This window comes from Campylobacter sp. US50a (genome assembly GCF_004379015.1).
Taxonomy (GTDB): domain Bacteria; phylum Campylobacterota; class Campylobacteria; order Campylobacterales; family Campylobacteraceae; genus Campylobacter_D; species Campylobacter_D jejuni.
In genome coordinates, this window is the sequence record NZ_RYYJ01000009.1 from 51,776 (window position 1) to 71,643 (window position 19,868).

At 29.0% G+C, this 19,868-nt stretch carries 22 protein-coding genes and 1 tRNA gene; 11 read left to right on the top strand and 12 right to left on the bottom strand.

Annotation, left to right across the window (positions count from 1 at the left end):
- Window positions 1-22 precede the first annotated feature (22 nt).
- Genes ELQ11_RS06985 through ELQ11_RS06995 form a run of 3 tightly spaced genes read left to right on the top strand, consistent with a single transcriptional unit; the run spans window position 23 to window position 2,138 of the window.
- A complete protein-coding gene (locus ELQ11_RS06985; RefSeq protein WP_002851673.1) occupies window positions 23-742 on the top strand; it encodes a TerC family protein in 720 nt (239 codons plus the stop codon).
- Complete coding sequence (locus tag ELQ11_RS06990; protein ID WP_002870680.1) at window positions 735-944, top strand: alkylphosphonate utilization protein; 210 nt, start codon at window positions 735-737, stop codon at window positions 942-944. The genes ELQ11_RS06985 and ELQ11_RS06990 overlap by 8 nt, the downstream gene beginning before the upstream one ends.
- Before the next feature lie 9 nt (window positions 945-953).
- A complete protein-coding gene (locus tag ELQ11_RS06995) occupies window positions 954-2,138 on the top strand; it encodes a metallophosphoesterase (protein WP_002892648.1) in 1,185 nt (394 codons plus the stop codon).
- A 12-nt stretch (window positions 2,139-2,150) separates the two neighbouring features.
- Here the strand turns inward: ELQ11_RS06995 and ELQ11_RS07000 are convergent, their stop codons facing one another.
- Window positions 2,151-3,509 carry a hemolysin family protein gene (locus ELQ11_RS07000; RefSeq protein ID WP_002860995.1) on the bottom strand — a complete coding sequence of 453 codons (1,359 nt, stop codon included), beginning with the start codon at window positions 3,507-3,509 and terminating at the stop codon, window positions 2,151-2,153.
- Between the two features lie 124 nt (window positions 3,510-3,633).
- On the opposite strand from ELQ11_RS07000, the gene ELQ11_RS07005 reads away from it, so the two are divergent.
- Window positions 3,634-4,764 (top strand): MFS transporter, encoded by a 1,131-nt coding sequence (locus tag ELQ11_RS07005; RefSeq protein WP_072223585.1) that lies wholly within the window; start codon window positions 3,634-3,636, stop codon window positions 4,762-4,764.
- Here ELQ11_RS07005 and ELQ11_RS07010 read toward each other — a convergent pair.
- From ELQ11_RS07010 to ELQ11_RS07035, 6 genes are read right to left on the bottom strand one after another with little or no spacing between them, the layout of a single operon-like run.
- Window positions 4,761-5,963, bottom strand: a complete 1,203-nt coding sequence (locus tag ELQ11_RS07010) for a putative transporter (RefSeq protein ID WP_002870683.1) — start codon at window positions 5,961-5,963, stop codon at window positions 4,761-4,763. The two genes, ELQ11_RS07005 and ELQ11_RS07010, sit on opposite strands and share 4 nt — an antisense overlap.
- Window positions 5,964-6,014: 51 nt before the next feature.
- Complete coding sequence (locus tag ELQ11_RS07015; protein WP_002870684.1) at window positions 6,015-6,761, bottom strand: energy transducer TonB; 747 nt, start codon at window positions 6,759-6,761, stop codon at window positions 6,015-6,017.
- A gap of 1 nt (window position 6,762) precedes the next feature.
- Window positions 6,763-7,173: a biopolymer transporter ExbD gene (locus ELQ11_RS07020; protein WP_002870685.1), complete on the bottom strand. Its 411-nt coding sequence runs from the start codon at window positions 7,171-7,173 to the stop codon at window positions 6,763-6,765.
- On the bottom strand, window positions 7,160-7,921 hold the full coding sequence (locus tag ELQ11_RS07025; protein WP_072223569.1) for a MotA/TolQ/ExbB proton channel family protein: 762 nt from the start codon (window positions 7,919-7,921) through the stop codon (window positions 7,160-7,162). The genes ELQ11_RS07020 and ELQ11_RS07025 overlap by 14 nt, the downstream gene beginning before the upstream one ends.
- 11 nt (window positions 7,922-7,932) lie before the next feature.
- On the bottom strand, window positions 7,933-10,209 hold the full coding sequence (locus ELQ11_RS07030) for a TonB-dependent receptor (protein ID WP_002870687.1): 2,277 nt from the start codon (window positions 10,207-10,209) through the stop codon (window positions 7,933-7,935).
- Window positions 10,210-10,219: 10 nt separating this feature from the next.
- Window positions 10,220-11,062, bottom strand: a complete 843-nt coding sequence (locus ELQ11_RS07035) for a ChaN family lipoprotein (RefSeq protein ID WP_052949929.1) — start codon at window positions 11,060-11,062, stop codon at window positions 10,220-10,222.
- 221 nt (window positions 11,063-11,283) lie between these two features.
- Between ELQ11_RS07035 and ELQ11_RS07040 the strand changes: the two genes are divergently transcribed.
- Genes ELQ11_RS07040 through ELQ11_RS07060 form a run of 5 tightly spaced genes read left to right on the top strand, consistent with a single transcriptional unit; the run spans window position 11,284 to window position 16,164 of the window.
- Complete coding sequence (locus ELQ11_RS07040) at window positions 11,284-11,400, top strand: hypothetical protein (protein ID WP_079264245.1); 117 nt, start codon at window positions 11,284-11,286, stop codon at window positions 11,398-11,400.
- Window positions 11,401-11,410: 10 nt separating this feature from the next.
- Window positions 11,411-12,415 carry a Fe(3+) ABC transporter substrate-binding protein gene (locus tag ELQ11_RS07045; RefSeq protein WP_070243046.1) on the top strand — a complete coding sequence of 335 codons (1,005 nt, stop codon included), beginning with the start codon at window positions 11,411-11,413 and terminating at the stop codon, window positions 12,413-12,415.
- Window positions 12,415-14,031: an iron ABC transporter permease gene (locus ELQ11_RS07050; RefSeq protein ID WP_134225220.1), complete on the top strand. Its 1,617-nt coding sequence runs from the start codon at window positions 12,415-12,417 to the stop codon at window positions 14,029-14,031. Before ELQ11_RS07045 ends, ELQ11_RS07050 begins: the two co-directional genes overlap by 1 nt.
- Window positions 14,015-14,923 (top strand): ABC transporter ATP-binding protein, encoded by a 909-nt coding sequence (locus ELQ11_RS07055; RefSeq protein ID WP_126231854.1) that lies wholly within the window; start codon window positions 14,015-14,017, stop codon window positions 14,921-14,923. Before ELQ11_RS07050 ends, ELQ11_RS07055 begins: the two co-directional genes overlap by 17 nt.
- Before the next feature lie 35 nt (window positions 14,924-14,958).
- Window positions 14,959-16,164: a saccharopine dehydrogenase family protein gene (locus ELQ11_RS07060; RefSeq protein ID WP_126223231.1), complete on the top strand. Its 1,206-nt coding sequence runs from the start codon at window positions 14,959-14,961 to the stop codon at window positions 16,162-16,164.
- Between the two features lie 12 nt (window positions 16,165-16,176).
- Here ELQ11_RS07060 and ELQ11_RS10325 read toward each other — a convergent pair whose 3' ends face one another.
- From ELQ11_RS10325 to sodB, 3 genes are all read right to left on the bottom strand, one after another.
- Entirely contained in the window at window positions 16,177-16,539 is a 363-nt protein-coding gene (locus tag ELQ11_RS10325) for a hypothetical protein (protein WP_126250920.1), read from the bottom strand.
- 125 nt (window positions 16,540-16,664) lie between these two features.
- Complete coding sequence (locus ELQ11_RS10330; protein ID WP_002851823.1) at window positions 16,665-16,868, bottom strand: hypothetical protein; 204 nt, start codon at window positions 16,866-16,868, stop codon at window positions 16,665-16,667.
- 68 nt (window positions 16,869-16,936) lie between these two features.
- Window positions 16,937-17,599 (bottom strand): superoxide dismutase [Fe], encoded by a 663-nt coding sequence (gene sodB, locus ELQ11_RS07075; RefSeq protein WP_070298454.1) that lies wholly within the window; start codon window positions 17,597-17,599, stop codon window positions 16,937-16,939.
- A 270-nt stretch (window positions 17,600-17,869) separates the two neighbouring features.
- Between sodB and ELQ11_RS07080 the strand changes: the two genes are divergently transcribed.
- Window positions 17,870-18,052, top strand: a complete 183-nt coding sequence (locus ELQ11_RS07080; RefSeq protein WP_002851904.1) for a hypothetical protein — start codon at window positions 17,870-17,872, stop codon at window positions 18,050-18,052.
- Window positions 18,053-18,187: 135 nt separating this feature from the next.
- On the opposite strand, the gene ELQ11_RS07085 is transcribed toward ELQ11_RS07080, so the two are convergent.
- Window positions 18,188-18,262 (bottom strand) — tRNA-Glu (locus tag ELQ11_RS07085).
- 147 nt (window positions 18,263-18,409) lie between these two features.
- Between ELQ11_RS07085 and ELQ11_RS07090 the strand changes: the two genes are divergently transcribed.
- The gene (locus ELQ11_RS07090) at window positions 18,410-18,973 is read left to right on the top strand and encodes a manganese efflux pump MntP family protein (RefSeq protein ID WP_002851996.1); all 564 of its coding nucleotides are present in this window, start codon (window positions 18,410-18,412) and stop codon (window positions 18,971-18,973) included.
- Here ELQ11_RS07090 and miaA read toward each other — a convergent pair.
- Window positions 18,959-19,828 carry a tRNA (adenosine(37)-N6)-dimethylallyltransferase MiaA gene (gene miaA, locus ELQ11_RS07095; RefSeq protein WP_002857499.1) on the bottom strand — a complete coding sequence of 290 codons (870 nt, stop codon included), beginning with the start codon at window positions 19,826-19,828 and terminating at the stop codon, window positions 18,959-18,961. The genes ELQ11_RS07090 and miaA overlap by 15 nt on opposite strands.
- Between the last annotated feature and the right edge of the window lie 40 nt (window positions 19,829-19,868).

The window sequence follows — 19,868 nt, forward strand, 5'->3', positions numbered from 1 at the left end:
TTTAAAATTTTCAAGGAAATTTATGTTTGAATGGATATTTAGTATTGATGCTTGGATTACTTTAGCTACTTTAAGTGCTCTTGAAATTGTACTAGGGATAGATAATATCATTTTTTTAGCTATTTTAGTAAGTAAACTACCCCCTGAACATCGTGATAAAGGACGTATCTTAGGTTTAGCTTTTGCAATGATTACAAGAATTTTACTTCTTTTGTCTCTTTTTTGGGTGATGAAACTTGTAACACCTTTGTTTAGTGTATTGGGCAATGAAATTTCAGGTAGAGATCTAGTTCTTTTACTAGGTGGGCTTTTCTTGATTGTAAAGTCTATTAAAGAAATTAAAGAGCAAATTTCTCATCAAGAAGAAAGCCAAAGTCATTTTAAAGCAAGCAATAAACTTTGGATAGTTGTAGCTGAAATTGCTGTGATTGATATAGTATTTTCACTTGATAGTGTTATTACCGCGGTAGGAATTGCTCAAGATGTAACCATCATGATTATCGCTGTTATTATCGCAGTAGCTGTGATGCTTTTTGCTTCTAAACCTATAGCAGATTTTGTTGAAAAATATCCAAGCATTAAAATTTTAGCCTTAGCTTTTTTGGTGCTAATAGGCGTAGTTTTAGTTGCTGAAAGTTTTGATATTCATATTGATAAGGCATATATTTATACTGCTATGGCTTTTGCTTTAGTGGTGCAAATTTTAAATATTTTAGATCAAAGAAAGGAAAAAAATGGCTAAAGACGCTAATGGAACAGAACTTAACGCAGGTGATAGCGTGAGTGTAATAAAAGATCTTAAGGTTAAAGGTGCAAGTACAACTTTAAAACGTGGAACTACTATAAAAAATATTAAGCTCACTTCTAAAGAAAATGAAATTGAAGCTAGAGTAGATAAATTTGGCGTTATTGTTTTAAAAACTGAATTTTTAAAGAAAATCTAGGCAAAAAATGTGCGAATCTTACTTGTTTTAAGAGGGAATTATTACGCAGGACAAGAAGAATTTATCAAAAATAATAAACTTCAAAATTATACACTTGATTTAAATGCTTTGCGTCTTTTATCAGGAAGCGTTAAAAATATAGTCAGTGAATATAAAATTTTAAATGTTAAAAATGATGAAGATTTGAGTAAAATTTTACTTAAACTTCTAGAAATGCGTATGCAAAAAGGTGAGTTTTGCATCATAAACGCTTACAATGAAACATTAAAAATTTACAAAGACTTAGCTAAACAATATCGCTATAAAATGTATGTTATTGTTTTTGATAGCTCTTTAAAACAATGTCAAGAAAAAAATCTTTTAGAAGCTAAAAAAAATGGATATATCATCCCTTATGCTCTTTTGGAAAAAACTCAAGATTTGCTCAAAAAAAATCCAAAAAAATACCCAATTTTAGACTCGAGCGATTGGAAAAAATGTCTTTACCAAATGCCAAATTTAAGTAAATATAAAAAAATTCATCATATAGGAGATTTACAAGGTTGTTATAGTGTTTTAAAAGAATACATTAAAACAATCAAAGAAGATGAATTTTATATATTTTTGGGAGATTATATCAACAGAGGTATAGAAAATGGCAAAGTAATAAAATTTCTTTTAAAAATTTGCGAAAAAGAAAATGTATGCTTATTAGAAGGAAATCACGAAAGACATCTTATAAAATGGGCTAATGGAGAATTGTCAAATTCCAAAGAATTTAATGAAAATACTTTAAAGGATTTTAGAAAAGAAAAACTTACTCCAAGAGATGCTAGAAAACTCTATCCTCATCTAAAAGAATGTTTATACTACAAATTCCAAAATAAATTCATATTTTGTTCACATGGAGGAGTAAATTTTATACCCTCCAAACCTGAAAAAATAAGTTTTATACCAAGCCATGATTTTATTTATGGTGTAGGTGGATATGAAGACAGTCAAAAAGTGGCAAATCAATTTTGTAATTTCACCTCGGACAATCTTTATCAAATCTTTGGACACAGAAATAAAGAAAAACTTCCTATGAAAATAGCCAAAAGAGTATTTTTATGCGAGGGTAAAATAGATGATGGTGGATATTTACGCGTAGTTACACTAGATAAAAAAGGTTTTGAGTGTATTGAAATTAAAAACCAAATTTACAAAAAGAAATAAGCCTAAAGAGGCTTATTCTTCATCTTTATTTGTTTTTTTAACTACCTTAACACGCTCTATAGAATTCCCATCCATTTTTTTAACTTCATAGTAACAAAGTTCATCTTCAATGCGATCTCCTACTATAGGCAAGCGTCCTAAAAGATTAAATACATATCCACCTATAGTAACCTGTTCTAAATCCTCATCATAGTTTATTACAAGCATTTCTTCAACAGTTTCTATATCGCATCGTCCTTGAAATTCATAAATATTTTCAGCAAGTTTTTTATAGCTGTCTTCTTCATGCTCGCTTTTAATTTCGCCAATAATTTCTTCCATGATATCTTCCATGGTTAAAATTCCAGCAGTTCCACCATACTCATCAACTACTAATGCAGTATGAGAGCGTTCTTTATTCATCATTACAAGTACTTTTGAAATGCTGATATTTTCAGGAACCAAAATCAAAGGTTTAACAAAAGTATCTAAATTTTGACTTTTATGGCTTAATTCATTTTGTATTATATCTCGTATGTGTATCATCCCTAAAATAGTATCTTTAGAACCGTCAATATAAGGAAAGCGAGTATGTTTATGTTCACAAATGATTTGCATATTTTCTTCGTAACTTTTTTGTTTATTTAGACAAATCATATCTTTTCTAGGAGTCATAATCTCTTTAGCAACAGTATCTGAAAAATCAACAGCATTGCGTATGATCTCTGTTTCAAATTCATCTAAAACTCCACCTTTTTGACTCTCACTTGCTATGATTTTAATTTCTTCTTCGCTATGAGTTAGTTCGCTTTCTTTAGCAGGTTTTATTCCAAAAAGTTTCAAACTTATAGCTGCTAAAAAATCGAAAATTTTAATACAAGGCAAAAAGAGTATCCAAAACCAATGAAGCGGTCTAGCTATAAATAAAACCGCTTTATCCGCAACTGCAATAGCTATACTTTTTGGCACAAGTTCTCCTAAAACCACATGTAAAAGAGTAATAATGCTAAAAGCAATAATAAAAGCTATAGTATGGATAATAACAGTGCTAAAACCAAGATTAATAAGCGGAATTTCTAGCATTTTTGCAATAGCGGGTTCACCTATCCAACCAAGAGCTAGAGAACTTAAAGTGATTCCTAATTGACAAGCACTAAGATAAGTATCAAGTCTTGAAGTAACCTCCAAAGCTTTCTTAGCACCAGCTTTTTTTTCTTTTACCATCTCTTCAAGCTTGGAACGACGTACTTTAACAATACTAAATTCAGACAAAACAAAAAAACCATTTAAAAACACTAGAGCAAGTGCAACAACAACCATAAGTATAGAATATCCTGCATCAAAAGATGCTGTAGAAGTTTGGTTTAAATCCAAAACCTGACTGGGGTCCAATGAAGCTCCTTAAGAAATAAAATATTATTAAACCTTATTATACACAATTAAAAGTAAAATTTTTGCTTAAAGACTCTTTTAATTAAACTTTAATTTTTGTTATAGTTTAATTAAAATTATGAAAATACTAAAAATTTTAATTATTTTTTGTGCCCTATTAACCTTAGCTATCGTTTATGCTCCACAACCTATAACTCCTTTACTTTCTAGTTATTTTAATGTGAGTTTGCATCAAATTTCTTGGGTGATTAGTATCACACTCATTCCTTTGGCTGTAGCTCCTTTAATTTATGGATATTTGCTTGAAATTTTTTCTTTAAAAAAAATTCTTATTTTTTCTTTGTTTATGTGTGCATTTTTTGGAATCATCGGAAATTTAAGCAATAATTTTTATTTTTTTCTTTTCTTTAGATTTTTACAAGCTCTTTGCATACCTGCTATACTTACAGCACTTCTTACCTTACTTAGTCGTTTAGAAAATGAAAATATACAAAAAAATATAGCAATTTATGTAGGTGCTACAACTTTTGGAGGTTTTGTCGGTAGAGTGTTTGGGAGCTTTTTAAGTGATCTTTTTTCTTGGCATTTTGCTTTAAATTTTTTTGCTATTTTAATGCTTTGTTCTGGTTTTTTGTTTTTATTTTTTAAAGAACACTGCACCAATTTAAATACGCAAATTTCACTAAAAGATTTTTTACCTTTTATCAAAGAGGTTAAATTTATAGTGATTTTATCCTGTGTTTTTATCATCTTTTTTTCCTTTCAAAGCATAGTAAGTTTTTTACCCTTCCATTTAAAAGAAAGTGTAGCCAATATCACACAAACACAAATTGGACTTGTTTATTTGGGCTTTTTAACAGGAGTTATTAGCTCCCTACTTATAGGAAAAACTATAGCTTTTTTTGGTTCAAAAATTCGCACAGCCATTTTTGGTTTTGTTGTTTTTATTACAGGTTGTTTTTGTATGTTAATAAATAATTTTTACTTCACATTTTTTGCCATGTTTGTGTTTTGTAGCGGAATGTTTATTAGTCATTGTATATTTTCAGGACTTTTAAATTCATCTACCAATAAAAAAGGATTGGCAAATGGGCTATACTTAGCATTTTATTACAGTGGGGGTGCTATAGGTTCTGTATTGCCAAGTTTTTATTATGAAAGTTTTGGCTGGGAATTTTTGTGTATATTCACAGCCTCTTTGCTTTTTATTGCTTTACTTGTTTTTATTAAATTTAGATATTTTTATAGGCACTAATGTTTTTTATAAGCTATGTTTTTCTCAAATTCTTTTAAACGCTTATGTATACTTCTAAGTTGAGTGATAGTTGTCCAGTTTGTGATAAAAACACTAAAAGAGCTTCGCACTTGATCAAAAGCATTGTTAATCTGCATTACAATACCAAGTCCTATAGCTCCAGCAAAAAGCCCTGGTGCCATGATTAAAAATGGCACTATAACTATCATTTGCTCAAATAAAATGAGCCAAATATTAAAATATCCATAATGTAAAAAAAGTCTTTTATAGTTAAATTTAAGTCCTGTAAAAAGCTCTATCATAGTCTCATTTTTAGCGTATTCTTTGCGATTATCCTCAGCATAAACAAGCTCTTTTCTAAAAGCTGCTTCAGCTTTTTGATTATTGTATTCAAGTCCAGGAAGCTTAATACCTACAAACCATGACACAACCAAGCCTCCTAAAGAAATCAAAAGTGCAATATAAACAAGCAAACCATCAATGTTTTTTAAAAAATAAAAAGAAGAATTTTCACTTAAATTTGCAAATAAAGCTTTACTCACAACATCACTTAAACTCCATAAAATCGGAATAAATGCTACAAGGGTCATCAAAGCTTTTATAAAACTAAGTCCTAAACTCTCTACGATTTTAGAAAAATTATAAGTATCTTCTTGAATTCTTTGTGAACTTCCTTCTATATTATCATCTTTATTTTTCCAAAATTTTAAATAAGAAAAAGTCATAGCCTCACGCCACTTAAAAGCATATACACTAGCAAAATAAATATTAATCGTAGCGATTAAAACATAAGGAATAGCAATAGCTAAAAAAACTAAAATCAAAGCATAAAAATCATTTGCTGAATAATTCGGCTTTTCAATCATAGCCCTAGAGTTGAAAAAATATTCTAATAAATTTTGATAATAATACAATGCACCTTTATTGATAAAATTAGCTTTTTGGAAATTTTGTTCAGCTCTTTGATTAGCCTCTTGGATTAAAGTGGCATTATTTTCAAGATTTTCTTCTATTTTTTGTGTTGAATTTGAATCTAAAATTTCTATTTTAGGTTTTTGCAAGACATTATAAAAATCACTATACCATGAATTTATAGCAACATTAAGACTTGTTTGAATAAAAAGAAAAAACAAGAGTAAAAAAAGTCCTAAATAAGCCCATAAAGCCCATTTTTTACTTGCAAAAAATGAAGAAAACATGCTACCACCTTTTAAAATAAAAATTTTAATCAACTTTATTTAATCAAGAGTTTATTTTTTACCTAAATAGTCTTTAATATTGTAATCAATAGGCATAACAAAACTGATTTTATCACCATTTTTTAACATTTCTTTAGGCGGTTTTGGCAATGGAGAAGCTCTTTTAAATAAACTTAAAACTTCATCATTGAGCGCTGCATAAGGGCAAGATTTTTTAAGCTCTTTGCTTAAGACATTTCCGCTTTCATCAATGCTTACGCGAATTCTTACAACGCCTTCTTGTTTTTTCATTATCGCTTCTTGAGGATATTTTTTAAATTTAGTCAAATGAGCCATAAGCAAAGCTTGATAGCTTTTAACTTGTTCTTTGGCATTGCCACTTACTATAGTTTGTGTTTTATCTTCATTACTTTGTAGCGGAGCACTGAGCGATTCATTTTTAAATTTTGAATTTTCACTTGCATTAGCTATTTCTTTTTGAGCTTGGTTTTCATCTTGCTTTTCAATCTTTTTTTGAACTTTTAATACAGCATTTTTATCTTGAGAATTAAGACTTATTCTTTCGTCTTGTTTCTTGTTTTTATCTTGAGAATTACTCTTTTTTTGATCGATCGAAACTTCTTTTAATTCCCCGATAGGAAGCTCTGATACCATCATAATGGAAGTAAATTCCGCTCCTTGTTTAAAATCAACACCACTTGATTTTTCTTGAGTATAAAAAGAAAAAAGGAAAAACATTAATACCAAAGTATGCAATATCAAACTTAACACAAACCCAAAAATCACACTAGACTTCATACTAATCCACCTTTTTACTTGAAAGAGCTATTTTTCCATAGCCATTCTCTTTTAATTTTTGCATTACTTGCATAATATCTTCATACTTTACACTTTTATCGATATGAAAATAAATAATTTCTTCTTTATTGCCTTTGGTTTTTATATCTAAAGCACTTGAAAGATTTTCTAGGCTTAATTTATCATCATTAATAGCCAAAGTATTATCAGTATTTAAATAAAGTATGATGGGATTTTTAAGCTTATCCTCTGCTTGCTGCGAACTCTTAGGTAGTTCTATCTTAATAGAACTTGTGATAAGAGGAGTAACAGTCATAAAAACAATTAATAATACAAGCATAATATCTATAAAAGGAGTTATATTGATCTCGCTTAACTCCTCTTCTTTATGAGCCATTTCAGTTTTTATCATTAAAATAACTCCTATGAAAAAGTATATAGACAAAATTTGCAAGCTCATCTAAATGGTGCATAAGTCTTAAATTTTTTCTTGTAAGATAATTATAAAAAAGCACTGCAGGGATAGCAGCTATCAAGCCAAAAGCTGTAGCAAATAAGGCTTCAGCTATACCAGGTGCAACGACTGCCAAAGAAGCATTGCCAAGATTTGCTATACCTATAAATGCATTCATAATTCCCCAAACTGTTCCAAAAAGCCCTATAAAAGGTGCGCTAGCACCTATACTCGCAAGTAAACTCAAACCATTTTTGCTTGTTGTGATTTGTTTTGAGACGGTATTTTGTAAACGCAATTCTATACGCTCTTTTATGTGATCATTTTTATATTCACTTTTTTCAAGCTCATCTTGAATTTCTAAAGATAAAACACCTGCAAAATCCTTTGTCTGATCTAATTCATTGAGATTTTTTAATTCTTTTATCTTGTGGATAGACAAGTCTAGATTTTTCTTCATAAAATAAAATTGCATAAGCTTGGAAATAAAAACTGCCCATGCTAAAATGGAAAATAAAACCAACATATAAATAACGCCTTTTACCACTTTATCGGCATTCTGATAAAGACTAGAAAGAGAAAGCTCTATTTTAGGTGCTTCGATTTCTATCTTGGGAGAATCAAACGATAAATTTATATCTGTTACATTTACTTCTGCATTTAAATTTAACAATAAAAAACAAAATAAAAACATTTTTTTTAACATTTGTATATTCCTTAATATTTATATTCAAAACTTACTATAAAAGTACGGCCGCGAGCAGAGTTATTATAAATATAAATAGGATCAAATAACCCTCCAGCATTTTGACTATCACCAGTATTATAAGTATAAAGCGCATCCATATAGTTTTTGTCAAATAAATTTTGTATCTCTGCTTTGATTGTAAAGTTTTTCAAAATTTTATAATTTACATAAAGATCAACGATAGTTGGTATTTTTGGTAATTCATCTGTAGTTTTAAGCGGAGCCATAGCATCAGGATTACTTGGATCATCATCCAAACTGCCTACAGGAGCTACTCTCTTTGCTTTTCCTGTATATTTAGCAAGAGCTCCTAGGATTAGTTTTTCTTCAAATAATCTTACACCCATATCAAGATTAGCATAATGCTCTGGAAGTTGAGCAAATTGACTTTGGCCTGATTGTGCTCCACCTGTTTCTAAAGATTCTGTATCTGAAAATTTATGCTTGGATTTTTGATAAGTATAAGATAGTATAGAATAAAAAAACCCCGTATCGTATTTAAACTCAAGCTCAACTCCGTGGAATTTAGCTTTTTCATCATCATTTAATTGCATAAGAAAGATAGTATTGTCAGCTTTTTGCCAATATCTTCTATTATAAATATAATTTTTCACCTTAGTATCATAATAAAGCACTTTAAAACCTAAAGTATCATTATTGTTTAAAATTTCATGTGCAAAAGAATTGAAACCAATTTGATAAGTATCTGCACTTTCAGCCTTTAAAAATGTATTCATATTATGCTCTAAACTTGCATCATGAGTAAAAAAATACTCTTGAACATTTGGGATTCTATGGCTTTTAGAATAAGAAATAAAAGGATTGAAAAGTGGATGGATATCTGCTGAAAGCATTAAAGAATAATTAAAATTATTGTAATCCTTTTCTAAATTTGTCGCATTTTTTGGCTGACAATAAGGATTAGCCATGCTACAAACTCCCTTATATCCACTTAATTGTGCATTGATCCAATTGACATTAGAATTTAGGGTGAAAATTCCCTTTGTAAAACTCGTATCCAAATAAAGGGTTTTAATATCTTGTTTTCCTTTAGGATAAAAACTAGTCAAAATATAAGGCAAAAGCACTCTATCTTTTGGAAAATCATTGCTATAATGATTATTTAAAATATTAATCCCATAAGTAAAATACAAATTTGAATCTTGTGAAAATTCTTTATTCATGGTATTGCTAAGATCAAAAGTTACCGCTCGATTTTTAGTCTTAACTCCACTCATATCGTGATAACCCCAAGTGCTGCCTTGATTATACTTTTGCTTTCCGTCATTATAAGCAAATAAAAATTTTAAATCCAAAAGATTAGAATCAGGATTTAAACGATAGTCAATTTGATAAGTATCATTTGCAATCTTTCTACCTGCAAGATTGTTCTTATAAGCTCTATAGTTTAAAATCGCCTCATTGATATCAGATTTGTATTCTACTTTAAAGAGTTGACTTCTAGGCTGATTATAAAGATTGTTTGGATTTATAGGTGCTGCTAAATTATCATCTGGAATGCCATCATCATTAGTGTCAATTGGGGGTTTTTGATCGCCTATATAGCCTCCACCTCCGATTTTATAATTTTGAGAAACATTTTGTCCACTATAAGCAAATAAAATGCCTAAATTAGCATTATTTTCTAACATAGTTTTTCCTGCTATAGCACCCATAAAATCAGGCCCTATAGCATTGCTACCATAAGAGTATTTTCCCAAAAAACCAAAAACTCTTCCTTCTTGTACTATATCATCTACACCTATAGTTCTAAAATTAGCCGAACCCATTAAAGCATTAACCCCATTTGCTCCATTAAAAGTTCCACGATTAACATCTAAGGCGACTAAAAAATTTTTATCTATTGGAGCTGTAAAACTTGAAGTTCCAATTTGCCCATGAAAGCTATCATCACTTGCAGAACCAAAAAAAGTTTGAGTTACGCCATCAATTTGTGTATTTACTCTTCCAAGTCCTGTCATACCGCGAATATTTACTGAAATTCCCCCCTGTGCTTGATCTACTTGAGTATAAGCACCAGGAACACTACGTACTATAGAATCTATACTTTGAGTGCTTGAATTTAAATTATCTCTTGTGCTTGTTGCTCCAGGAGTTACAAAGGGCTTTTCATCGTTTTTGATTTTTGAGCCTGAAATTTCAAGACTATCAAATTCTAATTCTTCGGAAAAAGTATAATTAGCAAAACATAAACCCATAACACAAAATAAACTTAATTTTTTCATTAATTTTTCCTTAATAATAAATAAAAGTATAATCACTGTCTTTTAAATCCATTCCTCCATAGTTTAAATTCACTACAACTATTTTTTTGCTGCTTTTAAAATCTTGTATATGTAAAGGAATTCCTATTTTTTTACTTGTATGATAGCTTCCAGCTAGCAATAAAACTTTATTTGGATGATGAACCAATACATCCGCCATACGCCTGTCTTTAAATTGCTGAATTTCTACTAATTTATCTACCAATTTTTTATTTTCTTCAGGATTTAACTCATGGCTTAAGGATATAATGTCAAAAAGTTGTTTTTTTACTTCATTTGTGGTTGAAACATAACCCTTTAAGGGCTGAGCCCCATTATAAATACTTGTAATTTCTGAGCGTGAAAGATTTGCACCTAATATTTTTGACCTTGAATAAAAAACCACATTGACAAATTGCTCATAATCTTTCCATTTCCAGCTTTTATCCCAGTTTAGCGCATTAGCAAGTTCGTTAGCCTTAATGTTTTTTTTATTTTTTAAGGCTTTATCCAAGTGATTTTGTTCCGTGCTTGCTAGCATTTCTAAAGCTACATCAAAGCTGATATTTTGAGAACTTAAATTTCCTTCTAAAGCATTAAAAATCATAACTTGACTTATCTTGTGCTTTGCTTCATCGTGTTTTTCGCCAAGCAGTATCACATCTGCTTTTAGCAATTCTAAAATCATATCTTCAAAAGAAATCTTTTTTTGAGTATGCATATCAAGTATATAAAAATCTTTATTTTCTTGAAGTGGAGATGATTTTTGCAAAACGGTACAAGCATTAAAGATAAAACCTATAAATAGCGTGCCTAGTATAATATAAAATTTCATTATCATTGTTACCTTCTTAGCAAATATTTTTGATATTGAATATTAATATTTTATATATAAAAATACTCTTAAATATTTATATTAAAATTTAATTAATTATAATTATTATCAAAATTTATTATAATTAAATGAAAATATTTATCAGTTATAAAATTATTAAATTATTTTATATTTACTTTTTAATATTAATATTTCTTATCAAAATATTTAAAAAGGAATTAATGTCTATGAAAAAAATAATTTTATTTTTACTATGCGTTGGCTTTGCTTTTGCTTGCTCTGAACATTCTCATACTGATTTTAAAGATCTTAATAAAACCAAGTATAATTCTCAATAAAGGATAAAATATGAAAAAAATCTTCTTTATGTTTTTAACGGCTTTTTCATTTTTAGGTGCTAGCGAGCTTAATATTTACTCAGCAAGACATTATGATGCTGATTTTGAAATCATAAAAAAATTCGAAGAAAAAACAGGCATTAAGGTCAATCATACTCAAGCTAAAGCTTCAGAACTTATTAAAAGGCTTTCTCTTGAAGGAAATAACTCTCCTGCTGATATTTTCATCACAGCTGATATTTCAAATCTTACAGAAGCTAAAAATTTAGGACTTTTATCCCCTGTTTCATCAAAATATTTAGAAGAATTTATACCTGCTCATTTAAGAGATAAGGATAAAGAATGGTTTGCGATTACAAAAAGAGCAAGAATTATTGCTTACAATAAAAACGCAAATATCGACATTAGCAAAATGAAAAATTATGAAGATTTAGCAAAAGCTGAATTTAAAGGAGAAATTGTCATGAGAAGTGCTACAGCTCCTTATAGCAAAACTCTTTTAGCATCTATTATAGCTAATGATGGAAGTAAAGAGGCTAAAGCATGGGCTAAAGGTGTACTTGAGAATCTTGCGACAAACCCAAAGGGTGGGGATAGAGATCAAGCCAGACAAGTATTTGCAGGCGAAGCTAAATTTGCAGTTATGAATACTTATTATATAGGGCTTTTAAAGAATTCTAAAAATCCAAAAGATATAGAAGTGGGGAATTCTTTGGGTATTATTTTTCCTAATCAAGACAATAGAGGAACGCATATTAACATTAGCGGTATTGCTATGACAAAATCAAGTAAAAATCAAGATGCGGCTAAAAAATTTATGGAATTTATGTTAAGTCCTGAAATTCAAAAAATTCTTACTGATAGTAATTATGAATTTCCTATAAGAAATGATATAGAATTAAGCCAAACTGTAAAAGATTTTGGAACTTTCAAAGAAGATCAAATTCCTGTGAGTAAGATAGCAGAAAATATTAAAGAAGCTGTTAAAATTTACGATGAAGTCGGTTTTAGATAATGTATAAAACCCTAAAATACTATAAACTCGGGGCAATTTTACTTGCCCTTTTTCTTGCTTTACCTATTTTTGGTATTTTTGCTGAACTTTTTTATATTTTATTTCAAAATTTTAATACAAGTAATTTAACCCAATTTTCATCTATTAAAGAAAATTTGAGTCATTTTTTTGATTATTTATTTTTAAAATTCATCAAAGATACTTTTATAATTAGCGTGGGAGTATTGTGTTTAAGCTTGATTTTGGGTGTGAGTTCTGCTTATTTGATCGCAAATTATGATTTTTATTTCTGTAAAATTTTAGAAAAATTACTCATTTTACCCTTGGCCATACCTGCTTATATTTTAGCCTTTGTTTATGTGGGAATTATGGATTTTCAAGGATTTTTTCATGAAAATTTTGGCTTTAGGATAGATTTTTTCAATCATTATGGTGTTATTTTTGTTTTGGCTATTTCTTTATATCCTTATATTTATTTATTTGCTAAAACAGCTTTTAAGAGTGAAGCTAAAGAGGCTTATGAAGTAGCTAAAATTATGAAATATTCTGAATTTAGAATTTTTACACGCGTGGCACTTTTGAGTGCAAGACCTGCCATTTTTTCTGGAGCTTTATTGGTTTTAATGGAAACTTTAAGTGATTATGGTGCAAGTGCTTATTTGGGAGTGGATACTTTTTCGGCTGGAATTTTTAAACTCTGGTATGATTTGAATGATTCTTATTCTTCTAGTGTTTTATCGGGCATTTTAATGCTTTTTGTATTTTTGATTATGTATGTGGATTATTATTATAAAAATAAACATCATTATAGTTTTAATCAAAATTTAACTCTTTTTATCAAAAAAAGGAAATTAAATCCTATTAAACAAATTCTATCCTGTATTTATTGTTTTATGATTGCTTTGGTAGGTTTTATTTTACCTTTTATTTGGCTAGTTTATTGGGGGCTAAAAGATCATAAGCTTTTTGAATCACAATTTTATATTATCAGTTTTCAAACTATAATCTTAGCTTTAATCACTGCTTTAATTACCACTTTTTTAGCTTATTTTTTGATGTTTAGTTCTAGGATAGTTAAAAATCATTTTTTTAATTTATTTATTTTAAAAATAAGTTCTTTGGGTTATTCTATACCTGCTGCTGCTTTAGGGATTAGCATTATAGTGCTTTTTGTATTTTTGGATAAAATTTTTCACATGAGTTTATTGGGAAATTCTTTATTTGTTCTTGTTTTTGCTTATATAATTCGTTTTTTAGCGAGTGCAATTTATTCTTTAGAAGGAGGATATAATAAAATTCATCTAAATATTGATGAGGCAAGTTTAATTTTAAAAGCGAGTTATTTTATTTTATTTTTTAAAATTCACACACCTTTAATGAAACATTTTTTATTTTTAGCTTTTATTATTGTTTTTATTGATACGATTAAAGAACTTCCTTTAAGTAGAATTTTAGCACCTTTTGGCTTTGAAACTTTAAGTGTTAAAGCTTTCTGGTTTGCAAGTGATGAAAGAATTTATGATGCAGCTTTGCCTTCCTTGTTTATCGTTTTTCTTTCTTTAATGGTTGTTGTTTGGATGGATAAAATCACAAGGAAAGATGATGTTAGAAATTAAAAATTTATCTAAAAATTTTGGAAAAATACAAGCTTTAGAAAATATCAATCTTCATGTCAAAGAAGGAGAATTTTTAAGCATTTTAGGAGGTAGTGGAAGCGGAAAAAGCACGCTTTTAAGGATTATTGCTAAGCTTGAACAAGCTAGTTCTTATGATTTGTTTTCTTGCAAAGGTGAAGTGGCTTTGATGTTTCAAAATTATGCTTTATTTCCTCATTTAAATGTTGAGAAAAACATACTTTTTGCACTTTACGATAAAAAAGATAAAAATCAAATTTTAAATCATTTGCTTAAAACTTTTGAAATTGAAGATTTAAGATATAAAAAAATCGATGAAATTTCAGGAGGGCAAGCGCAAAGAGTGGCTTTTGCTAGAGCTATAGCAAGAGGATGTAAGCTTTTGCTTTTAGATGAACCTTTTTCTAATTTGGATCAAAATTTAAAACAGGATTTAAGAAGAGAATTGAAAAAAATGATAGAAAATCAAGGCATTACGGCTATTATGGTAACTCATGATATTGAAGATGCTTATTGCATGTCTGATCAAATCGCTTTTTTAGAAAAAGGAAAAATCTTATCTCATGCAAATCCTAAAGAGCTTTATTTTAAGCCTGATTTTAAAAGTGCGCAAATTTTACCTGATTTAAATATCATAGAAGAAAAACTTGATTTAGAAGATGAATTTTTTGCTTGGATAGCTTCAAAAAATTATATTTTTGGTTATGCAGAGCTTAAAATAGGAAATCGCTTTGAGGCTAAAATTTTACAAAAAGAATTTTTAGGGGCTTTTTATAGACTTAAGTTAAGATATAAAAATATAGAATTTTTTATGTTATTAAGTTCAAATTATAACTTAGAAGAAAAAATAAATTTTGATATTATCAATTTTTAGCTAAAATTCCTAAAAATCTTTTAAGGACAAATTTCATGAAAAATCTTTTAATCATAGGCGCAGGTGGGGTAAGTCGTGTGGCTACTGTAAAATGCGCAATGAATTCTGATACTTTTAGCAAAATCACTTTAGCTAGTAGAACAAAAAGCAAATGTGATGAGATCGCTGCTTTTATCAAAGAGCGTTTAGGGGTTCAAATTGAAACGGCGCAAATTGATGCTGATGATAGCAATGCGGTTGTAGAACTTATCAAGAAAACAGGAGCGCAAATTTTACTCAATGTTGCTTTGCCTTATCAAGATTTGAGTTTAATGGATGCTTGTATAAAAGCAGGGATTGATTATGTAGATACGGCAAATTATGAACATCCTGATTTAGCTAAATTTGAATACAAAGAGCAATGGGCGAGAAATGATGAGTTTAAACAAGCAGGAATTTTAGGACTTTTAGGAAGTGGATTTGATCCTGGTGTAACTAATGTTTTTTGTGCTTATGCACAGCAAAATTTATTTGACGAAATTTCTTATATAGATATTTTAGATTGCAATGCAGGTGATCATGGCTATGCTTTTGCGACCAATTTCAACCCTGAAATCAATCTACGTGAGGTTTCTGCTAAAGGGCGTTATTGGGAAAATGGCAAGTGGATAGAAACGCAGCCTATGGAAATAAAAATGGAGTGGGATTATCCAGAAGTAGGTGTGAAAGATAGCTATTTGCTTTATCATGAAGAACTTGAAAGCTTGGTAAAAAATATCAAAGGTTTAAAAAGAATACGCTTTTTTATGACCTTTGGACAAAGTTATTTAACTCACATGAAATGCCTTGAAAATGTTGGAATGCTAGGGATTAAACCTGTGATACACCAAGGAAAAGAAATCATTCCTATAGAATTTTTAAAAACCTTGCTTCCTGATCCTGCAAGTTTAGGACCACGCACTAAAGGTTATACCAATATAGGTTGTGTGATTCGTGGTAAAAAAGATGGAAAAGACAAACAAGTTTATATTTATAATGTTTGCAATCACGAAGAATGCTATAAAGAAACTGGGGCACAAGCTGTGAGCTATACTACAGGTGTTCCTGCTATGATAGGCACGAAATTAATCGCTAAAGGAATTTGGCAAGGAAAAGGCGTATTTAATATGGAAGAATTTGACGCTAAGCCTTTTATGGAAGAGCTGAATTCTCAAGGACTTCCTTGGAAGATTATCGAAATGACTCCAAGCTTAGGAGAGTAAGTGCTTTAGTACTTACTTTTGTCCTATAGAAATAAAGTGCTCCACACTGCCTTCAAAATTATATAGATTAATTAATTCATAATCTCCCCAAAATAAAGGTTTAAAAGGCTTAAAATCTTCTTTTAATTCTTCTATGTCTTTAGTAAAGCGTATATATGAAGAACCGCTCAATCTACCACTTGGACATCCTTTTACTTCACGTAATCCATTATCCATAAGTTCTCCTCTTTCATACATACTATAGCCTTTATCACTCATCATAGTTGCAAATATAATAGCTCCTTCATTGCATAATTCATAAAATTCTTGCACAGCTTCTTTAAAAGCTTGCTTTGTAAGATAATATAAGCTTTGATTTGCAAATATAAAATCCATTTTTGTATTGAAGAGTTTTTTAAAGCTAGAATTAGGAGATATGATGTGAAAATTTTTAGAATCTAAGCAAGGATCTTTTTCCCAAACTTTTTTTAAACTAGGAACTATATCAATGCCATAAGGCTCTATACCCCCCCCCCGGTTATATTTTTAAAATACTTAGAATGCACTCCATTTCCGCAACCAAAATCAAGTAATTTTCCACTTGTTTTGCTTAGTTTGTATTTTAAGATTCTCTCGTAAAATCTTATAACATGACCATCAGGATATTGGAGTCCATAACCTTCTTTGTCATATTTTTGAGTATATGCAGATAAAGAATTATCCATTTTTGCTCCTTTTTGTATAGAAATTTGACATTAAGCCAAAATTCACTCTAACACAAAAAGGATTAAAATTATTTTATAGGGTGAAGTTCATTTGCATAAAAGCTAACTGATCCCATGCCTTCTTTTAAAGCCCATTCATAAGCTTTTGCAACAAATTCCCAATTAATATGAGCATAGAATTTCTCTAAATAAGCAGGACGTGCATTACGATGATCTACATAATAAGCATGCTCCCAAACATCTACAACAAGTAAAGGAACTTTATCTTCAGTAATTGGTGTAGCTGCGTTTGAAGTACCTACAAATTCTAGTTTTTGATTTTTAGTATTATAAACTAACCAAAACCATCCTGAACCAAAAACTCCTGTAGCACCTTTGATAAATTCAGCTTTGAAATTTTCCAAAGATCCAAATTCTTTTTCTAGTGCCACTTGTAAATTAGCATCTATACTTTGGCATGAACCGCCACAGCCACAGCCTGTACTTGGCTTAATGCAATCAAAATAAAAATCATGATTATAAACTTGAGCTGCGTTATTAAATACGCCCCCATTTGAAGTTTTGATAATACTTACAAGATCTTTACCTGCAAATTCAGTATCTTTAATAAGATTATTTAGATTTGTAACATAAGTATTGTGATGTTTTCCATGATGATAGCTAAAAGTTTCAGCACTCAAAAAATCACCAAAAGCATTGGTATCATAAGGTAATTTTCTTAATTCAAACATAATTTCTCCTTTATTTTTAGTTTGATATTGAAAATATTACCATAATAATATTAAAAAGAGTAAAAATATCTTAAAAGCTTAGTGGGTAAAATTTCTATTTATTTAACCTAAAAATAAAATAAGATACATTTATAATATATTTTAATAATAATTTAAATATATATAAAAAAATTATATTTTTTTGAAATATTTTTACAAAAAATATCTATTTGTTGATTTTTAATAATTACAATTAATTTGCAACTAAAAATTATTCATAAGGAGGAAAATATGAAAAAAGTTGTACTAATCTCAGCATTACTAGGTGCTTTCGCAGCTAATGTTTTTGCAGCTAATACTCCAAGCGATGTGAATCAAACACATACAAAAGCTCATCATTCAAAAGCTAAAGCTGATAAAAAACATGAAGCTAAAACTCACAAAAAAACAAAAGAGCAAACACCAGCTCAATAATGCCCAGCCTTGATATAAGCCTATAATAGACTTATATCAAAAGCTATTCGTATTCTACAAAATAAATTATTAATATTTATTAAATTTTAATAGAAAAAATGAAAAAATCATTATTTTAAAAGAAAAATTAAAAAGTGGTGACCCATACGAGACTCGAACTCGTGTTACCGCCGTGAAAGGGCGATGTCCTAACCGCTAGACGAATGGGCCACTTTTAAGGAGTAAAAAATAAAAATGAAATTGAATTATATATATTTATTTCTTAAAATTTAATTAAATATATCAAAATTATGTGATTTTTATCTTTGTTTGATTATAATTTCATCTTCAATTTTTTATAAAATTTTAGGATTTATTATGGATTTTTATAGTCTTATTTTTTTATCCTGTGCTTTAGGAATGGATGCTTTTGCTGTATCACTATGCAAAGGTTTTAGTGTTAAAAAACTACATTTAAAACATTATCTTATTGTTGGAATTTATTTTGGCGGATTTCAAGCCTTGATGCCAACTATTGGTTATTTTATAGGTATAACTTTTGCATCTTTTATTGCGAGTATTGATCATTGGATAGCTTTTATTTTACTTTCTTTAATAGGATTAAAAATGATCAAAGAGTCATTGGAAAATGAAAATTGCGATAGTAATGCCAATCAATTTGGCTTTAAAACCATGCTAGCTTTAGCAATTGCTACGAGTATCGATGCGCTAGCAGTTGGCGTAAGTTTTGCATTTTTAAATGTAAATTTATTATTAGCTATATTTTTAATAGGTATTATCACCTTCATTTTATGCATCATTGCTCTAAAAATAGGAAATAAATTTGGAATTTATCTTAAAAATAAAGCTGAACTTTTAGGCGGATTGGTTTTAATTATATTAGGAGTAAAAATTCTAATAGAACATTTATTTTTCGATTGAAAATTTCATTCTTAAAGTAGCTAAAGCTTTATCAAATTCCAAGGCTTTACTTTGAAATTTTTTATTAAAAGTTCTTTGTCTTTTGGCAAGTTGTGTAGTATGTATCGTGATTAAATTTTCAAGCTCTTTAAAGGAAATTTCCCCATCTAAATATTCTTTACACTCTTTCAAACCTATAGAATTTAATGCTTTAAGTTTATGATCAAATTTAGAAAAAAGAATTTTTGCTTCATCTAAAAGTCCATTATCAAGCATTTCTTTTGTTCTAGTTTTAATACGTTTTTTTAAAATTTCCTTATCCCACGCAAGCTCATAAATTTCTATATCTTTAAGCACCCCAGTTTTTTGTGTTCTTTTTAAAAATTCACTAGGAATTTCTCTTGTTTGTTCATAAATACCCAGCCATTTTTTTAATCTATAAGTATCATTTTTTTCTATTTTATAGTTTGGATCAATATTTAATAAAAGAGCATAAATTTCATCGTTATTTAAAGAACTCTTTGACTCTAAGGTTTTTTCACTTAAACCATCTATCATAGTTTTTAAATAAAATCCAGTTCCACCTACTATAATTAGAGGTAAATTTCTAGCTAAAGCAAATTCTTTTGCTTTTTGATATTCTCTTATGAATAACTCAACATTAAAATGTTCATTCACACTCAATAAATTTACCCCAAAGTATTTTATACTCGCAAGATCATCTTGTGAAGGCTTGGCACTTGCTATATTAATTTCTTTATAAACACAAAGACTATCAAGACTTAAAACAACAGCATCAAATTCTCTTGCTAAAGTATTAGCTATGTATGTTTTTCCACTCGCGGTTGTTCCTATTAATGCTATTTCAAAAAACATTTTAATATTTATCCTAAAATTTATAAAAATTTTAGTAAAA

Bases quoted from the DNA above. Each gene is read 5' to 3' on its own strand.
- ELQ11_RS06985 (WP_002851673.1), top strand. From the start codon at position 23: ATGTTTGAATGGATATTTAGTATTGATGCTTGGATTACTTTAGCTACT.
- ELQ11_RS06990 (WP_002870680.1), top strand. From the start codon at position 735: ATGGCTAAAGACGCTAATGGAACAGAACTTAACGCAGGTGATAGCGTG.
- ELQ11_RS07010 (WP_002870683.1), bottom strand. From the start codon at position 5,963: ATGTTTTCTTCATTTTTTGCAAGTAAAAAATGGGCTTTATGGGCTTAT.
- ELQ11_RS07015 (WP_002870684.1), bottom strand. From the start codon at position 6,761: ATGAAGTCTAGTGTGATTTTTGGGTTTGTGTTAAGTTTGATATTGCAT.
- ELQ11_RS07020 (WP_002870685.1), bottom strand. From the start codon at position 7,173: ATGATAAAAACTGAAATGGCTCATAAAGAAGAGGAGTTAAGCGAGATC.
- ELQ11_RS07025 (WP_072223569.1), bottom strand. From the start codon at position 7,921: ATGTTAAAAAAAATGTTTTTATTTTGTTTTTTATTGTTAAATTTAAAT.
- ELQ11_RS07030 (WP_002870687.1), bottom strand. From the start codon at position 10,209: ATGAAAAAATTAAGTTTATTTTGTGTTATGGGTTTATGTTTTGCTAAT.
- ELQ11_RS07035 (WP_052949929.1), bottom strand. From the start codon at position 11,062: ATGAAATTTTATATTATACTAGGCACGCTATTTATAGGTTTTATCTTT.
- ELQ11_RS07040 (WP_079264245.1), top strand. From the start codon at position 11,284: ATGTCTATGAAAAAAATAATTTTATTTTTACTATGCGTTGGCTTTGCT.
- ELQ11_RS07045 (WP_070243046.1), top strand. From the start codon at position 11,411: ATGAAAAAAATCTTCTTTATGTTTTTAACGGCTTTTTCATTTTTAGGT.
- ELQ11_RS07050 (WP_134225220.1), top strand. From the start codon at position 12,415: ATGTATAAAACCCTAAAATACTATAAACTCGGGGCAATTTTACTTGCC.
- ELQ11_RS07055 (WP_126231854.1), top strand. From the start codon at position 14,015: ATGATGTTAGAAATTAAAAATTTATCTAAAAATTTTGGAAAAATACAA.
- ELQ11_RS07060 (WP_126223231.1), top strand. From the start codon at position 14,959: ATGAAAAATCTTTTAATCATAGGCGCAGGTGGGGTAAGTCGTGTGGCT.
- ELQ11_RS10325 (WP_126250920.1), bottom strand. From the start codon at position 16,539: ATGGATTTTATATTTGCAAATCAAAGCTTATATTATCTTACAAAGCAA.
- ELQ11_RS10330 (WP_002851823.1), bottom strand. From the start codon at position 16,868: ATGGATAATTCTTTATCTGCATATACTCAAAAATATGACAAAGAAGGT.
- sodB (WP_070298454.1), bottom strand. From the start codon at position 17,599: ATGTTTGAATTAAGAAAATTACCTTATGATACCAATGCTTTTGGTGAT.
- ELQ11_RS07080 (WP_002851904.1), top strand. From the start codon at position 17,870: ATGAAAAAAGTTGTACTAATCTCAGCATTACTAGGTGCTTTCGCAGCT.
- ELQ11_RS07090 (WP_002851996.1), top strand. From the start codon at position 18,410: ATGGATTTTTATAGTCTTATTTTTTTATCCTGTGCTTTAGGAATGGAT.
- miaA (WP_002857499.1), bottom strand. From the start codon at position 19,828: ATGTTTTTTGAAATAGCATTAATAGGAACAACCGCGAGTGGAAAAACA.